This window comes from Gracilimonas amylolytica (genome assembly GCF_002911695.1).
Classification (GTDB): domain Bacteria; phylum Bacteroidota; class Rhodothermia; order Balneolales; family Balneolaceae; genus Gracilimonas; species Gracilimonas amylolytica.
On the sequence record NZ_PQBS01000008.1, the window covers coordinates 1 to 14910 of the forward strand.

General features: G+C 50.1%; 14 protein-coding genes. 1 reads left to right on the forward strand and 13 read right to left on the reverse strand.

Annotation, left to right across the window (positions count from 1 at the left end):
• Positions 1-46: 46 nt before the first annotated feature.
• A complete protein-coding gene (locus tag C3B73_RS01810; RefSeq protein ID WP_103663931.1) occupies positions 47-700 on the forward strand; it encodes an IS1595 family transposase in 654 nt (217 codons plus the stop codon).
• 122 nt (positions 701-822) lie between these two features.
• Here the strand turns inward: C3B73_RS01810 and C3B73_RS01815 are convergent, their stop codons facing one another.
• The 13 genes from C3B73_RS01815 to C3B73_RS01865 form a co-directional block, all read right to left on the reverse strand.
• Complete coding sequence (locus C3B73_RS01815; RefSeq protein WP_103663932.1) at positions 823-1119, reverse strand: hypothetical protein; 297 nt, start codon at positions 1117-1119, stop codon at positions 823-825.
• Positions 1120-1150: 31 nt separating this feature from the next.
• Positions 1151-1438: a hypothetical protein gene (locus tag C3B73_RS13890; RefSeq protein WP_157939392.1), complete on the reverse strand. Its 288-nt coding sequence runs from the start codon at positions 1436-1438 to the stop codon at positions 1151-1153.
• Positions 1395-1994, reverse strand: coding sequence for a hypothetical protein (locus C3B73_RS01820; RefSeq protein ID WP_232802922.1), 600 nt, complete (start codon positions 1992-1994; stop codon positions 1395-1397). Before C3B73_RS01820 ends, C3B73_RS13890 begins: the two co-directional genes overlap by 44 nt.
• A complete protein-coding gene (locus C3B73_RS01825; RefSeq protein WP_103663934.1) occupies positions 1973-2206 on the reverse strand; it encodes a hypothetical protein in 234 nt (77 codons plus the stop codon). Before C3B73_RS01825 ends, C3B73_RS01820 begins: the two co-directional genes overlap by 22 nt.
• 16 nt (positions 2207-2222) lie before the next feature.
• A complete protein-coding gene (locus tag C3B73_RS13895; RefSeq protein ID WP_157939393.1) occupies positions 2223-2597 on the reverse strand; it encodes a hypothetical protein in 375 nt (124 codons plus the stop codon).
• A gap of 5 nt (positions 2598-2602) precedes the next feature.
• Complete coding sequence (locus C3B73_RS01830) at positions 2603-3157, reverse strand: transglycosylase SLT domain-containing protein (protein ID WP_157939394.1); 555 nt, start codon at positions 3155-3157, stop codon at positions 2603-2605.
• Positions 3158-4561, reverse strand: a complete 1404-nt coding sequence (locus tag C3B73_RS01835) for a hypothetical protein (protein WP_103663936.1) — start codon at positions 4559-4561, stop codon at positions 3158-3160.
• A 26-nt stretch (positions 4562-4587) separates the two neighbouring features.
• The gene (locus C3B73_RS01840; RefSeq protein ID WP_103663937.1) at positions 4588-5166 is read right to left on the reverse strand and encodes a hypothetical protein; all 579 of its coding nucleotides are present in this window, start codon (positions 5164-5166) and stop codon (positions 4588-4590) included.
• Between the two features lies 1 nt (position 5167).
• On the reverse strand, positions 5168-5581 hold the full coding sequence (locus C3B73_RS01845; RefSeq protein ID WP_103663938.1) for a hypothetical protein: 414 nt from the start codon (positions 5579-5581) through the stop codon (positions 5168-5170).
• Between the two features lie 2 nt (positions 5582-5583).
• Positions 5584-6360 (reverse strand): O-fucosyltransferase family protein, encoded by a 777-nt coding sequence (locus tag C3B73_RS01850; protein ID WP_103663939.1) that lies wholly within the window; start codon positions 6358-6360, stop codon positions 5584-5586.
• Between the two features lie 83 nt (positions 6361-6443).
• Positions 6444-6884, reverse strand: a complete 441-nt coding sequence (locus tag C3B73_RS01855; RefSeq protein ID WP_232802923.1) for a hypothetical protein — start codon at positions 6882-6884, stop codon at positions 6444-6446.
• Between the two features lie 262 nt (positions 6885-7146).
• Positions 7147-7650: a hypothetical protein gene (locus C3B73_RS01860; protein ID WP_157939395.1), complete on the reverse strand. Its 504-nt coding sequence runs from the start codon at positions 7648-7650 to the stop codon at positions 7147-7149.
• A gap of 28 nt (positions 7651-7678) precedes the next feature.
• Positions 7679-14908, reverse strand: a complete 7230-nt coding sequence (locus C3B73_RS01865) for a helicase-related protein (RefSeq protein WP_103663942.1) — start codon at positions 14906-14908, stop codon at positions 7679-7681.
• Between the last annotated feature and the right edge of the window lie 2 nt (positions 14909-14910).

A 14910-nucleotide genomic window follows, 5' to 3' on the forward strand; every position in this document is an offset into this window, starting at 1 on the left:
GGGGCTGAAGTAGCTAAGACTTGAATAAGGTGCTAAATTAGTTACTATGTATGAACGCAAAAGTCGATTAACCCCACACCAACAAAGCCGGCTGATAGAACATTTTGTAGCAGGTACTACGGCCCGTGCAGCCTCGGAATTGATTGGTGTTCAAGCTAACACCGCTATACGGTTTTTTATGAGACTACGTCAACTCATTGCAAGTAAACTACCCAGTTATGAATTATCTGGGGAAGTGGAAGCCGATGAAAGCTATTTTGGAGGCAAGCGTAAAGGTAAGCGTGGCCGTGGATCTACCGGCAAAGTAGCTGTATTTGGATTACTTAAGCGTGGAGGTAAAGTGTACACGGCTATTATTCCGAATGCTAAAACAGAAACCTTGCTACCAATTATTCAACAGAATGTGCAGCCGGATAGTATTGTTTATACCGATACTTTTCGCTCCTACAATGCCCTGGATATCTCTGAGTTCCACCACATGCGAATTAACCACAGTGAACTCTTTGCAGATCAACTGAATCACATAAATGGAATAGAGAATTTCTGGAATCAAGCCAAGCGTCATATGCGCAAATTTAACGGCATCAAAGCAGATAATTTTTACTGGTTTTTAAAGGAATGTGAGTGGCGCTTCAACGGAGGCAATCATGCAGAGCTCTTAAAGCAATTAAAATCATGGTATAAGCAAACCAAACATTAACCCTTAGCTACTTCAGCCCCTATGATTATTATAAGGGAACTTTAAATATTTGAATATTTATGTCCCATTTCTCCAAATGGCAAATGAAATGGTCTCAACTGGGATATATACATTCTATTGTTTTACCTCTCTTTATTATTGTCCGCAACAATCTCTATATCTGATTGAACTTGTGAACTTCCAGCCAACAAAGCAATCACCCCATACACATATCCAATAGCTTCAACGATTGCCAGAATAATAAGTACCGTCTCATCCATTTCTCCAGCATTAATTCGTCCGGTTGTAATCACTCCAGAGATACCTAAGCTGGTTAGCCCGCTTTTGGCAATGTCTTTTCCTTCCTGCGGGGTTTCTTTTCTGAAAAGCGTAATGAGTGTTGGTACGGATTTGATGACGTTTCTAAGTAGTTTTTTCATGAGTAATAAGACTAAATTAGGTTAATAAGGCTTATTCACGCCCTCGTTCAAGGGATTGAATGCGTTGTTCGTGATTGGTTAGTTCCTGGTCGGTTTTAGTTTGAAAGACCTCGATGGACTGCTTCAATGATTCCAGGTCAACGCCCTGAATCTTCTGCTCAGCACGGATATTGATCATTAGCTCGTACCACCGTTTGATTTCAGCTGTTTGGTTGTTTATCGAGTCATAAATCCCGGTCAAAAACAGGCAAATAATGGTCGTAATGATCAGCTCTTTATACTTGCTGAGGTAATGCTCGGGCTTTGGTGCTTTGCTCATAGCTTTGCTCGTAGTCCTGAATGGCTTCTGGAAGCGTTATGGTTTGTTTGTTCTGTCGGCAGTAAAACCGTCCGGTTTTCGTCGACTGGTAGTAGTAATGACCATCAATCCGTAGCCATCGCAGTGGTCGCTCGTTGATCTGCTTGCCACTCCACCCGTCCACATGCAAGCCAATAGCCGGGATCTTCTTTTGGCTTAGTTTATGTGTGAACTCCCAATCGAGATACAATCCCACTCCCTGAAAGGGCCACGTGGTTGCAAGCAGCCAGTGCTGAAGCGGGCTTGCCTGCTTAATAAGCCACTCGGTAAAGAGCAGGCAGTCAATGGCCAGGCCTTTTCCATGTGATTTTGGATCACCATCTCGCCAGGCGGAAGTGATCAGGGTTTTGGTTCCCGTCCAATCTCGCCAGGCTAAAAAAGACCGTAGAAAATCCACATCCATTCGGGAGATATCGCCCTGGATTTCAAAGTCGGGCAAGGAAAAATTGCCCCCATAGCTTTCTATAAGGGCAATGTAGTCGCCTCGTTTCATGGCTATTTCTTGAACTTTAGCCACAGAAAGCCAGCGCCAAGGGCAATGGCAGCCGCTTTGTACTTCATCGGCACGTCGCCGTTGATATACTTTTTGGCTGTATCCACCAAGTCCATTTTGGTGTTTTCGGCTTCGGTATTTTTAACGGCCACAACGGGGGAAGAACCGATTCCGGCTCCGTTGCATCCGCAGCCGCATCCAAGGCCGGTATCAGAGGTATAGCTTGATTTACTCATTGGTTTTCAGGTTAGGTTAGCGTAAGATTTTAAAGAGGATTCCGGCTCCAACGATACCGGCCCCGGCCAGTGCGATCATCTTCTTACTAATCGGTTTTTTTTGTGTGGCCACCGGCTCGCTTTTGGTTGTAGAAGGCTGGGCCGTTGCCGTAGGTTTTTTGGTCAAATCACGAACAACTGGTGTCACTTTTGTTGGTTTGATCTTAGGCAACCTTGGCAGAACCGGTTTCCTGATTCTGGGAGAAATGGAAATGGTGGGTCGTATTCTGCTGATGGATGAGACCGGTTGGATTGCCGTATTTAGTTCTGTGGGTAAAGTCGGGTCAAGCATCATACGCCCCAAACCGGGAGAGCTTTCCTCGCTGTAGATGTAACCGGAAGATGATTTCATAGTGGTTATTGAGTGTTAAAGATTTGGTAGGAAATAAATCCTGTGATGATTAGTGGCAGAATTACCATGCTGGCCGTGGACGCTTTGGAAATGCCCAGCGTGGACTCGACGATTTCTTTTCGGCGGAGCACATCGGAGGCGTAGTTTTGCCCGGTGGTTACCAAATTGGGATCAATGCCAGCACTTATCGTATTTCGTACTTTTGAGTAGCCCGCGTTGTACGCCGCCACGGCTGGGGTAAGCTTACCTCCAAACTTTCTGATCAGGTCTGCAAGGAACTTGCTGCCATAGTGGATGTTGGCGCGATGATCATTATTGGCATGGGAGCTCGTAAAGTCCGAATGATACCGACGGTCAATTTGCATGATACCGATGCCGTTTCCGTTGTCGCCCGTCCAGTTGCTGTCCAACGTCAGTCCCATATGGCTTTCCCTGGAGGCAATAGCCAACAGCAGGGAAACCGGCACATTATTCGCCCGAGAAGCCTCATAGAAATGCCCCATGATGCCTTTCACACGGATGTAGCTGAGCTGGGAGGATATGGACAGCGCGCTACTCACTTATACAATCGCCTTGCAGTTGAAGGTGACCTTTGCCGTTTCGCCTGCTCCGATAGTAAACTGATCGACAGGAGCCAATGCTTTACGAGCCAACAGGTGCGGGGAAATCTGGTTTGAATTATTTTTGTTTCCAAATAAACCAATCTCGCGAACCGTAATCGGTGTTGCGCCTCGATTTTCAAAAATGCGCTCGACTGGGAAGTACACTTCATTAGCTACGTCATCAACGACAAGCTCGCCGATATGCGTGCCGTGATGTACCAGTTCCCCGTCTCCATAGCCATGTGGAACACCGTTCACTTCTGCATTTTCCGGAGTCAGTGATTGGTCGGTCATGGAAACAAACTTGTTGGACTCACCCACACGAACGCCAAATTTCCAGCCGTCCAGGTTACGATAATAGTCAAAATTGACACCTGTGCCCCCACCACCCAATCCAGCGGTAAAATGATACTCGTTTTCCCAATTGTGAGCTGCACTTGGGTTAGCAATACGATGCAGGATGTACATGAAATTCTCCGTCCACCCGCCATTGGTTCCATTAGCGTCCGTGTCTTGATTGAAGTTCTCAATCATGGAAATGATCTCATAATCCAGCGACAAGGTGGAAGTGTCTCCAAGACTGATGGGTGCCCCAAGTACGTCGCGAGCCATTAGCATATAGGCGCTGCGGTAATCCCCTGACATGATTCCAATTTCTTTAATATCACGAATAGCTCCAGACATGTTCGTGAACGGTCGGGAGAGCGTAAATTTGGAGCTTTCCTGATCGGTTATAAGCGAGGTTATGGATACCGCCCCTTGGGTGCACCCCCGCTTGAAATACCCCGGAAGGCATAAATCTGAGGCTTTCACGGCCTGGTCGCTCATGCCAATAATGGGATTCCAGTTAATTGGCAAGTGATAATCATTAGACGCCCACTGGATTCGGTATTTAGCCGCAATCGAAACCCCTGAATTTCCATCCCACACCCCGGTCAGGTGAGGCACAATTCCTCGAATGAAATACTTGTACCGGCTATGGCGGTCAAGCGGAAATGGCCCCTTGGTGTTGTCGTGATAGTACACCCCGTTTAATCCCTCCAGACCAATAACTCCCTGAATGGTAATCAGGTCGTGATCCACGGTGCTGTATTCGTGGTAGTCGGAAAGCTCAATAATTAAATCATCACCGGATTCAACGATGCTAATGATGTTGGTGATGAGTTTTCGGGTATTATGGCCATCCCAGTACTCGTCCTGATTCGTTTTACCCATTTGGATGCGCATCCATTTGAGCAGGTTTCCTACAAAGCTTTCGCATTTCATGCGGTACAGGTGCCGCTGTTCCAGGGACAGGTCGCAGTACATGTCGAGACCGCTGGCCGTTTTTCCGACGTTTAAATCCGTTCTAATGATTTTCATGGGGGTTTGTTTATGCAAATATGAGGTTATGTAATGGTGTAGCTGATGTTGGTAGTCAGAGAACTGCTGTTGTTGGCATTAACCTCTTTCACCTGGTCCAGTGGCTCGGGTTGAGAGTACTCGTGATCAAAAGCCGCTGGTTGATCGGAGGCAATGGGTTCGGTTCGGTAACCCGACAAAGAGGTGACTGGAAAGTTCGTGCAGTCGATGCTGGTGGTTTTGACCAGCACCAATTCCAACTCAATCTCAGTAGCCATTCGGCCCCGGTTTTTTATGTCCAGATCCGGAGGAACCACGACCATATAGATATCCGAGATCCCGATTTTCCCATGCTCGGTTCGCGAGCGCACACGGAAATAATGTCGCTGATCAACCAGCGTTTGAGGCAGGTAAAGCTGGTGATAACGCACCATTTCTTCCGGTTCGGCGTGAACTTCAGGTGTCTGGAAAGGAACCGAGTCGTCCCATCCCCAGTCAATCTGGCTTGATGCCGGTTCTCCGGTGGCCCACGAGATCAAAATGGAGCCGTCCACGAGCATTCCGCTCACGACCCGCATTTTAAAAGCCTCGTTTAGACCAAATTCCTGTCCGCTAATCTTACTCATCTCAGCTTGTCCAAAAGATTTCGGTTACCAGGGCTTTGGACTCCGCTCCCGGATTGGTCGCCTCATCCCACAGGCCCATAAAACCACCTTTGTAGAGTTCCCCGAACCGGCGAAGATCAAAATGCAGAGTTTCACCCGCTCGCAGTTTGAAGGTGTAGTACTTGTCCGATATCCGCTGGCTGTCCAGGGCAATCATAAGCTCGCCTTCGCTGCTGTTTTGAATAATCACTCCAAGCCGGTATGGGTTTTCGTTGACAAGGCGAACGGGCGCTTCGCCCTGTTTCATCACCGGGGAAATGGAGGAGGCAATCCGGGCCTGACTGGGCTGAGGACCTTCAGTTTTTTGCAGGTTTTTAACCAATGCTTCTACGTTAGCAGCCAGCTCGCAGAGTACTTTAATCAAGTCGTTGAGCATGTCTACTCCGCTGAATTGAATCCAGTGTTAGCCTGCACGTAGCTCTCACAAAGAAAACTTACCTCGGCAGGCTGGGCACCGTAGTTGGAGGCGTACACGTCAAAAGGCACGTTTGATCCTACCACAAAAGGCACGTTGATATACTTGTCGTTGAACTCGTCATTCACCTGCTCCAGGAATACTTCATCCCGAACCGTGGTATTGTACACTTTCATTGAGGCGGTTATAGCTCCGGGCTGGTTACTGCTCATGGCCATGCGGCGAACCTGCACGTCCACGCTTTTGCTTTTCACGCCCAGATCAATGTTGAGCCCGCCCGCTGGAACCGTGCTATGTCCATACAGGAACCGGGGCACTGGAACCGAAGCTCCAATTTGCTGGTAGGCCGCGCTGAGCTTTGCCAGCGCAAACTGGTCGAAGCCCACAAGCTGAATGTTTACCGTTTGCTTTGCAGCACCGGTATTGGTGAGTTCAAATACAATGTGGTTATTCTTCTGAATGATGAAGGGAGCGAACAGCCCGTCAATGGATTTGAACAGGTTGTGCACTACTGAGAGCTGCACATCGCGAAACAGGTAGAGGTCTTCATTCAGGCGGGCCGAGATCAAAATGGCATTCATGTTGGCGCTGAACGGGAGAATCTTTCGGATGCCGTAGCGCTCTCCACCCATGCCGTTCATGGTAAGGTGAGCGGTTGCACCGGGTTGCACCTCGACCGATTTGGCCGGATTGTAGGCCGAACTTTCTTTAGGAGGTAAAAAATTAGAGATAATCTTCATGGCGTTGCTTTGAGGTAGTCAGGATTTATTGCAAAAAGAATCCCGCCGGAACCGAAGAATCGGAACCGGCGGGACGGGATGGATTACTCAACTTCTGCGACTACCATAGAAGCTCTGAGCCACAATTCTCCCTGACCGGATTGGTTCCAGTTCTCGGAAGTTGGAAACACCGAGGCATCATCAAAGTGCACGGCAAGGGAAACCGTCTGGTTGATGGCCAGATCAAACGGGTCGGCCAGGCGGTACTCGCTGGCTGATTTCATGGTAACAAGCCGGCGATATTCAGCTACAGCGTCCACGGTATTATTGGTGGCCGAGGTAAACTGAATGCCTGTGCCTGCAAAGTTGGAAAACTCGCTCATGGGAGCGCGGAGAAACTCCTTGTTATCGTTGTCGGCCTGAAGCAGGATGGCGGCGTCTTTGAGCCCGTTTACAATGGCTCGAGCGTCAATGCCATTAGCCGCATCGTCTTCGATGAACTGCTTGGTGAGTTCAAAGGACAGACCCAAAATTCGACGTTTCATAGCTCCCGGAAATGGGTTACTTACGTAGTTGTCCCGCGTGAGCTTTCGATCTGCATTGGCAGGAAAAAAGTTAAGGACCGATTGGTTTTGCTGCACTTTGCGCGTGTCAAAATATGTTTTGATGCGTGCGGTTGCTGGAACAAGTGCTTTTTTGGAAATTTTGTTGCTCATATTGGTGTGTTAAAAGGTTTAGAATGTGGCGGTTTGCCGTTTCGGTATTACCAGTACCCCTTTTGCAACCCAGTGCGAACAAATGGAATTTTTACACTTCGATGGTGTTATCAACCTCTGCCGAATGTTCCACTTCATCCACGTGATGTGTTTTCTCCTGGATTTCAGGCAGACTGTCATATACGTACCCGGAGCCATCCATCAGGCCTTGCTGGGGCGTCCAGTCAGGGGTAATAAATTTGATAACCTCCATTACGCCTTGCACGCCCATGCCCATGGCCAGTCCGCGAACGTGTTTGTTTTTGGAGAGGAGTGTTAGAAGTACTCCTGCGGTGAGAGGGATACCGGCTCGTGTTGCTTGTTGAATGGTTGCTGAGGCGTTGCCTGTCAGCAGAGGGACGGCCAGGACATTCATCTGTGCGGCCACCGCTTGTCCACCAAGAATATATCCGGCGGTGATGGCCTGCTGCTTGAACTCAGAGACCGCCTTCTCGGTAGTGATTTTGCTTTCTTTTGTCATGTTACTGCGTCGTTTGTTTGGGTTTTCGATGATTTGTAGCTCGGAAGGGTTCTTGGCGAACACGCGCTCTTTCATAGGTGCCTTCGTTGTTCTGGCGGGTGGTTCAATTAAGAATGCCCCTGCCGTCTATGTTGACGTTAGCGATGATGTACACATCACCGTATTTAAACACCGGTCGCTTGCCCGTATCGAAGTAGTGGAAATAGTGATTGTCTTTGCCTTTTTCGTCATCGGCGTAGATAATCTTATCGCTCACGTACATAATGCGGTCGGCGAAACCGGCACTGATCAGTTTCTCACCCGTGGGCGGAAACAGCTCATAATCGTAGTCGTCTGCCGGGAAATGATGAAACTCCTCAAACATTTCGGCGGCTTTCGGGTCGTTGTAAGTTCCCTTAGAGAGCCTCATTAAACTGGTGGGAAACACATAAATAGTGGTGCCCTTGGCGTTGATGATCATGGCCAGATCATCAGATTCTGCTTCCATGCGCTGCATGTAGCCTTTGGCGTCGATGTACTCCAGTTCTTTGACGATGCCCGAATACACCAGCGGTTCTTCGTAGAGGGTTTTGAGAACGCCGTGCCGTTTGGTGGTTTTTGCTGGCACACTGTCCGCCTTGTTCTCCCGAAGTTGAGGCGAGCCTTTGGGCGCACTGCCTTTTAGCGAACCCACATCACGGACAGTGATCGTTTTGCGGATCTTGTATTTCGGGGCGATGCGGTTTATCTCCTCATAGAGTTCATTTCGGTCATCGTAACTCACCGCCACCAGCTGGTTGACCACATCGTTGAGTTCGATTACGGTCTTCTGGTTGTTCTCCCGAGCGATTTTGGCCGCTTCCAGCTCGGTTTTGGTACCTGCCAGTACCTTTTGAAGTTCAGCCAGCGTTTTCTCGGTCTGCTTCAGCTCACTGCTTAGCAGTTCCATGCGGCTTTCAGAGGTTCTGATCCAGGCTTTTTCAAGTTCCAGGAATAGCTCCGCCAGTTTTCGGGTGATGATCGGTTGCCACTTTTTGATGGTAAACATCCCGGCGGACTCTTTGATGGCCTTGAAGCTTTGCTCGTTTCCAGCCTCGTCTTTTTTAGCTTTTTCGGCTTCAATGTCGAGGCCGTATTCCGCGTAAAAGTCTTCCTCCGTGGCAATAATGTTGCCGAGATTGCCAGAGATGGATTTGCCTTGCCCGGTCTTTTCTTCCAGCGTCCACCCAAAGGCGTTGCCAAGCTCTTTGGAGGCCATGCGCTTGATCGACCCCCACGTCTGCTTGTTGTAAAACGAGCGGTCAGCGATATTGCTGTCCGGGATCAGGTGAAACCACACGCGCCCATTGGCGTTGTTTTCGGGCACGTCCAGGACTGTTTTCATGCGGTAGCCGGAAATGCGTTTGGAGTCGGCGCTTAGTTGGATATCAAGCTGGTACGGCTCGCCGTTCCACCCGTACTGCACGTCAAACAGGTTCTCTTTGAGGGCTATATCAGCGCTTTCGGGAAGCTTCGAGTTTTGCAAAGCCGATTCCCGCTCTACCACACTTTTCATGCGATCCTGTCTCGTCTGGATATCGGTGGTCGCCTGCGTTTGGCTGGCCTGTAGTCGTTGTACTTCAGATTCCAGGTTGTCAATCCGGTCATCGAGTACGTTCTTTTGAGCTAAAGCTTCGAAAAATTGTTTTACTCGCGGATCGGAGTTGGTCGCGGCGACCATCTGCTCGTATTCCAGTGACTCTGAGTCGCCACCGGTAGAGACTTCACGCCCGGTGCCAAAGAACAGGTCATCAATCCAGCTTTGCTTTTTGGAGACCAGTTCGAGGCGGTACTGATCAAAGGAGTCCTGCATCAGGTAGTAATGAATCTGTACTTCGGGGTACTGGTTCCCCTGACGAAGTCCGCGCCCATTGCGCTGCTGGATTTGCGAAGGCGTGTAGGGCACGTCCATATGGTGCATGTCGGTGGTCCACTTCTGAAGGTTCATGCCTTCGGCAATGGACTGGTTGCCAATGACCACCCGGTACTTGCCCTGGTTAAAATCATCCTGCACTTCTTTCTTAAGCGCTTCCTTGTCGTCTTTGTTGCTCACAAAATAGTCTTTGCCGTCTTTGCCGGTGCCAATGATTGCCCCGTTGATGATCGCAATCTGTTCTTTGGGGATTCCAGCTTTGACCAACTCGGATTTGATGAGCTGATGGAAGCTCCCTCCCTGAGATTGATGAAGGCTGATCCAGTCGCAGAAAATAATCTGGTTGCGAATGGCAGGGTTATTCGGGTTGGAACGGCTGGCTTTAATCTGCTCCCATTCTTTGTTGAGCTTTTGGGCGCGCTGGGTAGCTTCTTTTTCGCTGCCAAAGATGCCTTCGCTCCATGTGTGTTCTGATTTTTTGGGCTCCAGTATATGCCGGGGCTGATAAATTTCTTTCTTCTCATCCCATACCACCCAATAGCCGCTTTTTTCTTTTACCACGCCCTTGCTGGTAATGACTTCAATATGGGATGGGTTCTGGCGCAGGTGCGGAGGAGTGACAGCTATCTGTCCTCGTCCAGGCCGGTGAAAGTAGTCGCCGTACACATCTTCCGGCACCAATTCGGGAGCCGGATTGGAACGGGCACCATAAGAAGCGGCCACGTTTTCAACCATCGCTCCAAGCTTGAGGTAGGAGCGATCAATACCTTCAAAATCCTTGTCGTACACCCGCAGGTCGGTCGCAATCTTGCTGCCATCACCAGTAATTACGAGGAAGTTGTCGCGGGTCTCACACTGCCGGTCTTTCATGCAGGCAATGACCTCGTTGGCTCGGAGGATAATGTCATCAAAAAGCAGCTTATGCAGCTCGCTGGGTTCAATAATCACGTTGCGAGTGCTGGCCTTGGGGCGCTTGAATTTGGGCTGGAGCACCTTGGGCTTTCCGTCTTTACCATTGACCGTGTTTCCGGATTCGTCCTGAATGTAGTCGGGAAACTCTTTGTAGAATCCGATGAGCTGATCGTAGCTCTTGATGTCCATCACCTCGTCAATGATCTTGCGCATTTCAGGCAAGTTGTAATATCCGGCCACCACGCGCTCGGAGCGGTATTCCCCGTTGGTCTTTTTGACGATCTTTTCTTCTTCCCGGACAAACAGGTTGATGAAGTTATCGAGGTTTTCAATTTCGTATGTGGTCAGTAGATCCGGGGCGCACAAATTGAGCATGTGCCACACTTCCACGGGGGAATTCACTACCGGGGTTGCGGTAAGCACAAACACGTTTTTATGGCCCACTTTGCTGAACAGCCACCGCGTTTTTTGCAGGGCGTCTTCGGCCCGCTGGGAAGGCTTGTTGGCCGAGATTCCCAGCTTGGCAGCTTTAGCAGATCCAAGGGCGTTTTTATAGAAATGCGCCTCGTCAAAGAACAGGCAATCCACGCCCAGCTCGTCAAAGAAAATATCGGTTTCCAGCCGTTTGGAATGCGCCACATTGCGAAGCTTGGTTTCCCATTCTTCCATCTGCTTTTCCATGCGTTTCATCATGGAGGTTTTGGCCGCTTTCGAGATGGCCTCGTCTTCCTCAAGCAGGTCCTCGAAATTCTCCAACATCTGGTTGAAGTAGTCGATGCGCTCCTGGTAAATGCGAGCTTGCTCAGCTGGGGATAGAGGAAGCGATTTAAACGCGTGGTCGGCGATAAAGATAGCGTCCCAGTTGTAAAGCTGGGCCATCGTAAGTTCTTTGTGCTTGTCGCCACCCACCATTTTCATGTTGAGGACTTTGGCGTCAGGAAACAGCATCAGGTATTCTTCCACCCATTTTTCCTGCACCTTTCCGGGTACGACAAACATCGGTTTTCGGGCGGCTCCCTGCTGGAGGAGCACTTGGGAGGTAATAATGGAAGCCAGCGTTTTTCCCGCTCCCACATCGTGACAGTTAGCCCCTTTACCATTCCACACCAGTTTTTCGGCAATGGCCCGGTTGTGCTTGTACACGGTAAAGTCTTTCACCCCGTAGAAGGTGTCGCTCATGCCGCGAACTCGAAGGGTGCGCCCGTCAAACGGCGGGTTTATTACCGCGTTGTAGGTCTGGTTGTAGGCGGCCTCGATCAAACTGCGGACTTCGGACGAAGCTTTGGTGCGCACCCAGTTGTTGAACTTTTTGGGCACATGGGTCAGCATCCGGTTGTTGTTTTGGCGCTGTATTTTCCGCGCCCGTTCGATGAGCATTTGGCCCCGTTCGCCCTTCATGGATTGCGCCTCTTTGAGCGTCATCGACGGCACCAGGTTATCGTCTTCATCATAGAACTTCAGTGGAAACGTGCTGTCCTGAATGTAAGAGGTAATGATCTTGGTGAACGGCGTCTCGCCCCAACCGAGGTTGATATCGTCCGGGGTCTCATCGCCGGTAGAAATGTACCGTCCCCATTTTCGCAGCTTCATGTAGAACCGGTTGCCGAGATCCGCCTTGTCTTTGACCAGGCCGATTTCCACCTTGTCATAGTTCATTTCATCTTTAATCCACTCTTCAATGGCTTTGGCAGGCAGGTAGGTGAACACGTGCTGCGGGTCCACAGTGATATTGTACACGTCGATCCATTCGGGCACGACTTCCTGCAGCGCCTTGATGTTCTTTTCCAGCTCGTGCTCTTGGGCGAGTTGTAATTTTTCTCGCACATTACCGGACAGGTACTGGTAGCGAAACTCTTGGTTTCCTGTTGCCGGGTTCCAGTAAAAGTCAGGGTGATCCTGGAGCGCTTTTACCAGCTCCTCTTTGCTGGCTGTTCCTCCTTTGTACACCGACTGGTAGAAATCCACGTCCAAAGTTTCACCAATGCTTCGGCCAAACATGGCCAGCTCAGCCAGATCATCGGAGTCTTTGACGGCGGGCACATAGTTGCGATTGAACATAGAATCGGCGTCGATGATGTCTGCATGCACCAGCTCCTCGTTAAGTGGATCTCTCTTTACGAGCGTCGTGAGCTTGTAGAGCCGGTTATCGAACTTGAACACCTTGCGAATGTCCTCATCTTCATCAGGAATACCATACTGCTCGATGTGCCCCGCAAGCAACTGCTTGAATTCGGCACGGAGGGCGTCCTTTTCGCTGGTTTCCTGCGCCAGTGCGGTTATATAGTCGTCGTATTTATCCAGCAGCTGACAGGCTGAACGAATGCGGGCTTCCAGTCCGGAGCCGCCTTTGAGCGTAAGCCGCTTGAAAAATCGTCGCTGTTTCTCGTAAAAATGGTTCTCGTGGAAGACGATATTTCCCGGATGGTAGTGTCGTGGCAAGTCGAGCATAATGCCATCATCGGGAATGTTGTACAAAGGCATTTCGCCCGGAAGCGCGTACGGAAAGCGTAGCCCGTCAGATAGTACCTTTTGAATGAGACCTTCAGTAAGGTCACCTTTTACGCCCATTCGGGAATAAAACTGCACGTGGTGCCCCTGAATGTGTTCGCCCAACACGTGGCTTGGGTGTTCTTTGAAGTAGGGATTGTAATAGGCCGTGTAAGTTTCCCCGTTATAGGATACCTGACTTACAATCAGATCTTCCTGTGCAAAAAGTCGGTTGAGTTTCGAATCCACGTCCGGATGAATTTCTCCCTGGTGCTCCCCGTACTTCTGAAAAAACAGAATATCGGTCGTTACCGTGGTATCGGCGTTGTCTTTGAAGGCCGTTGAAGGCAACCGGTAGGCTCCGACAAAACGCGCGCGTTGTACCATTGCCTGCCGAATGGACGGGTCTTTTTTGTCCATTGTGCCGGTTGAGCTGATAACAGCCAAGTAACCACCGGGCTTAAGAGCGTCCAGGGATTTCAGGATAAAATAATCGTGAATACGGGGGCTAAGGGGTGCCAGCGGGTCGCGGGAGGTATGAATTTTCAGATCGCCAAAGGGCACGTTCCCCACTACGCCGGTGAGGTTGTACAGGGAAAGGTCGGTGCCCGCAAAGTTTTCGTGGCGCACGGTCTGCATCGGGTATAGCAAACGTGCTATGCGGGAGCTGATGGCCGAACGCTCCACCATAACCATGCGAAACTTCTCGCGGTCGGGAATGAATCCGGCAAAGTTGCCCACGCCGGAACCCGGCTCCAGAATATTACCACCCGTGACGCCCATCTGTTGAAGCTTATCCCAGATGAGTTTGACCACCGGGTACGAGGTATAGTGCTCATTTAGCAGGCCCCGTTTGGACTGTTCGGTGGATTCGGTGTAGCCTAACCCACCTGCCCCGGTGTAAGAGCGTAGCACGTCCAGATCGCCAGAGGTAATCGCCCGGTCTTCTTTTTGAAGTACGGCGATAGCTGCTTCGTTGGCCTTGCGACGTTCGGAAGCCGTCAGCTTGATGGGCGCAAATTCCGAAAGCTCGATGTCACTAAACCTAAAAGTTGATTGACCTGATTTCTTTTTGGACTGCTTGGCAGATGCCAGCTTCTCTGGTGTGGCTCGGTTAAATACCCCGTCAAAATCGACGCCGATAATGCGACCGTGTGCCCGGAAAAGCTCCAGGGCTTCCTCTTTATGCTCTGCCGGAAACTTGTCCAGCTGAAACGCCAGTGCCAATTTGCCTATGGTAAGCTCAAAATTCTGCTGCAACTCTTGGAGTTCACTGCCCGGATTAGCCCGAAGGGTAAGCTGGGCTTCAAGGGCGTCCAGATCAGCCAAATAGGGTTCTAGTTTTTCCGCCGTTTTGGTGTCGCCTTGGTCGGCTTTCCACGCCAGCTGGGTCAATTCTTCCAGCAGCGCTCCATTGAGCTGGCCCACTTTATAGGGCTGGTGCGAGGCCGCCGAGATCATGGACATACGTTTGGTTTTTACCTGGATTTCGACCGGGTACTGCTCGTCCACTACGAGGATAAAATGATGGGCGCGGTAGCCGTTTTCAGGATTTTTATACTTGTCTTCGTGCTCCCAGACTTCACCTAATTCGCCCGAAAGGATACGCTTCACCATTTGATCCACTTGGGCCTGCGTTTCAGCAATCGCCATACAGCCCGCCACATCGGTCAGGCCGGTGGTATATTTTTCTCCGGCTTTGGTAGCAATCTTTTCGGTAAAGGGGAACCGCTTGCGTATGAGTTTGCCTAAAGTGGAATACACTTCTTTAATGCGGCCCTTTACGACCAGCGCCAAATTCATCCCAATAAGGCCGTTCATAACTTTTTTCAGGGCCGGGATATAGTTGTTTTTCGCCTGGATCACTGCCTTGATTTGCGGGGCCAGTTCAGCCTCAGAAACCGGGGCGGTATCGCCCGGAATAAGCGGGTTGGGATCATCAATATTGACAATCCCGTCGGTATCCCAGTCGCCTAGCCAGTGATCAAAGTCGCCGGTGGACAGGTGGGTAATCTGGTCGATATTTGTTTTAACTTCTGGCATGG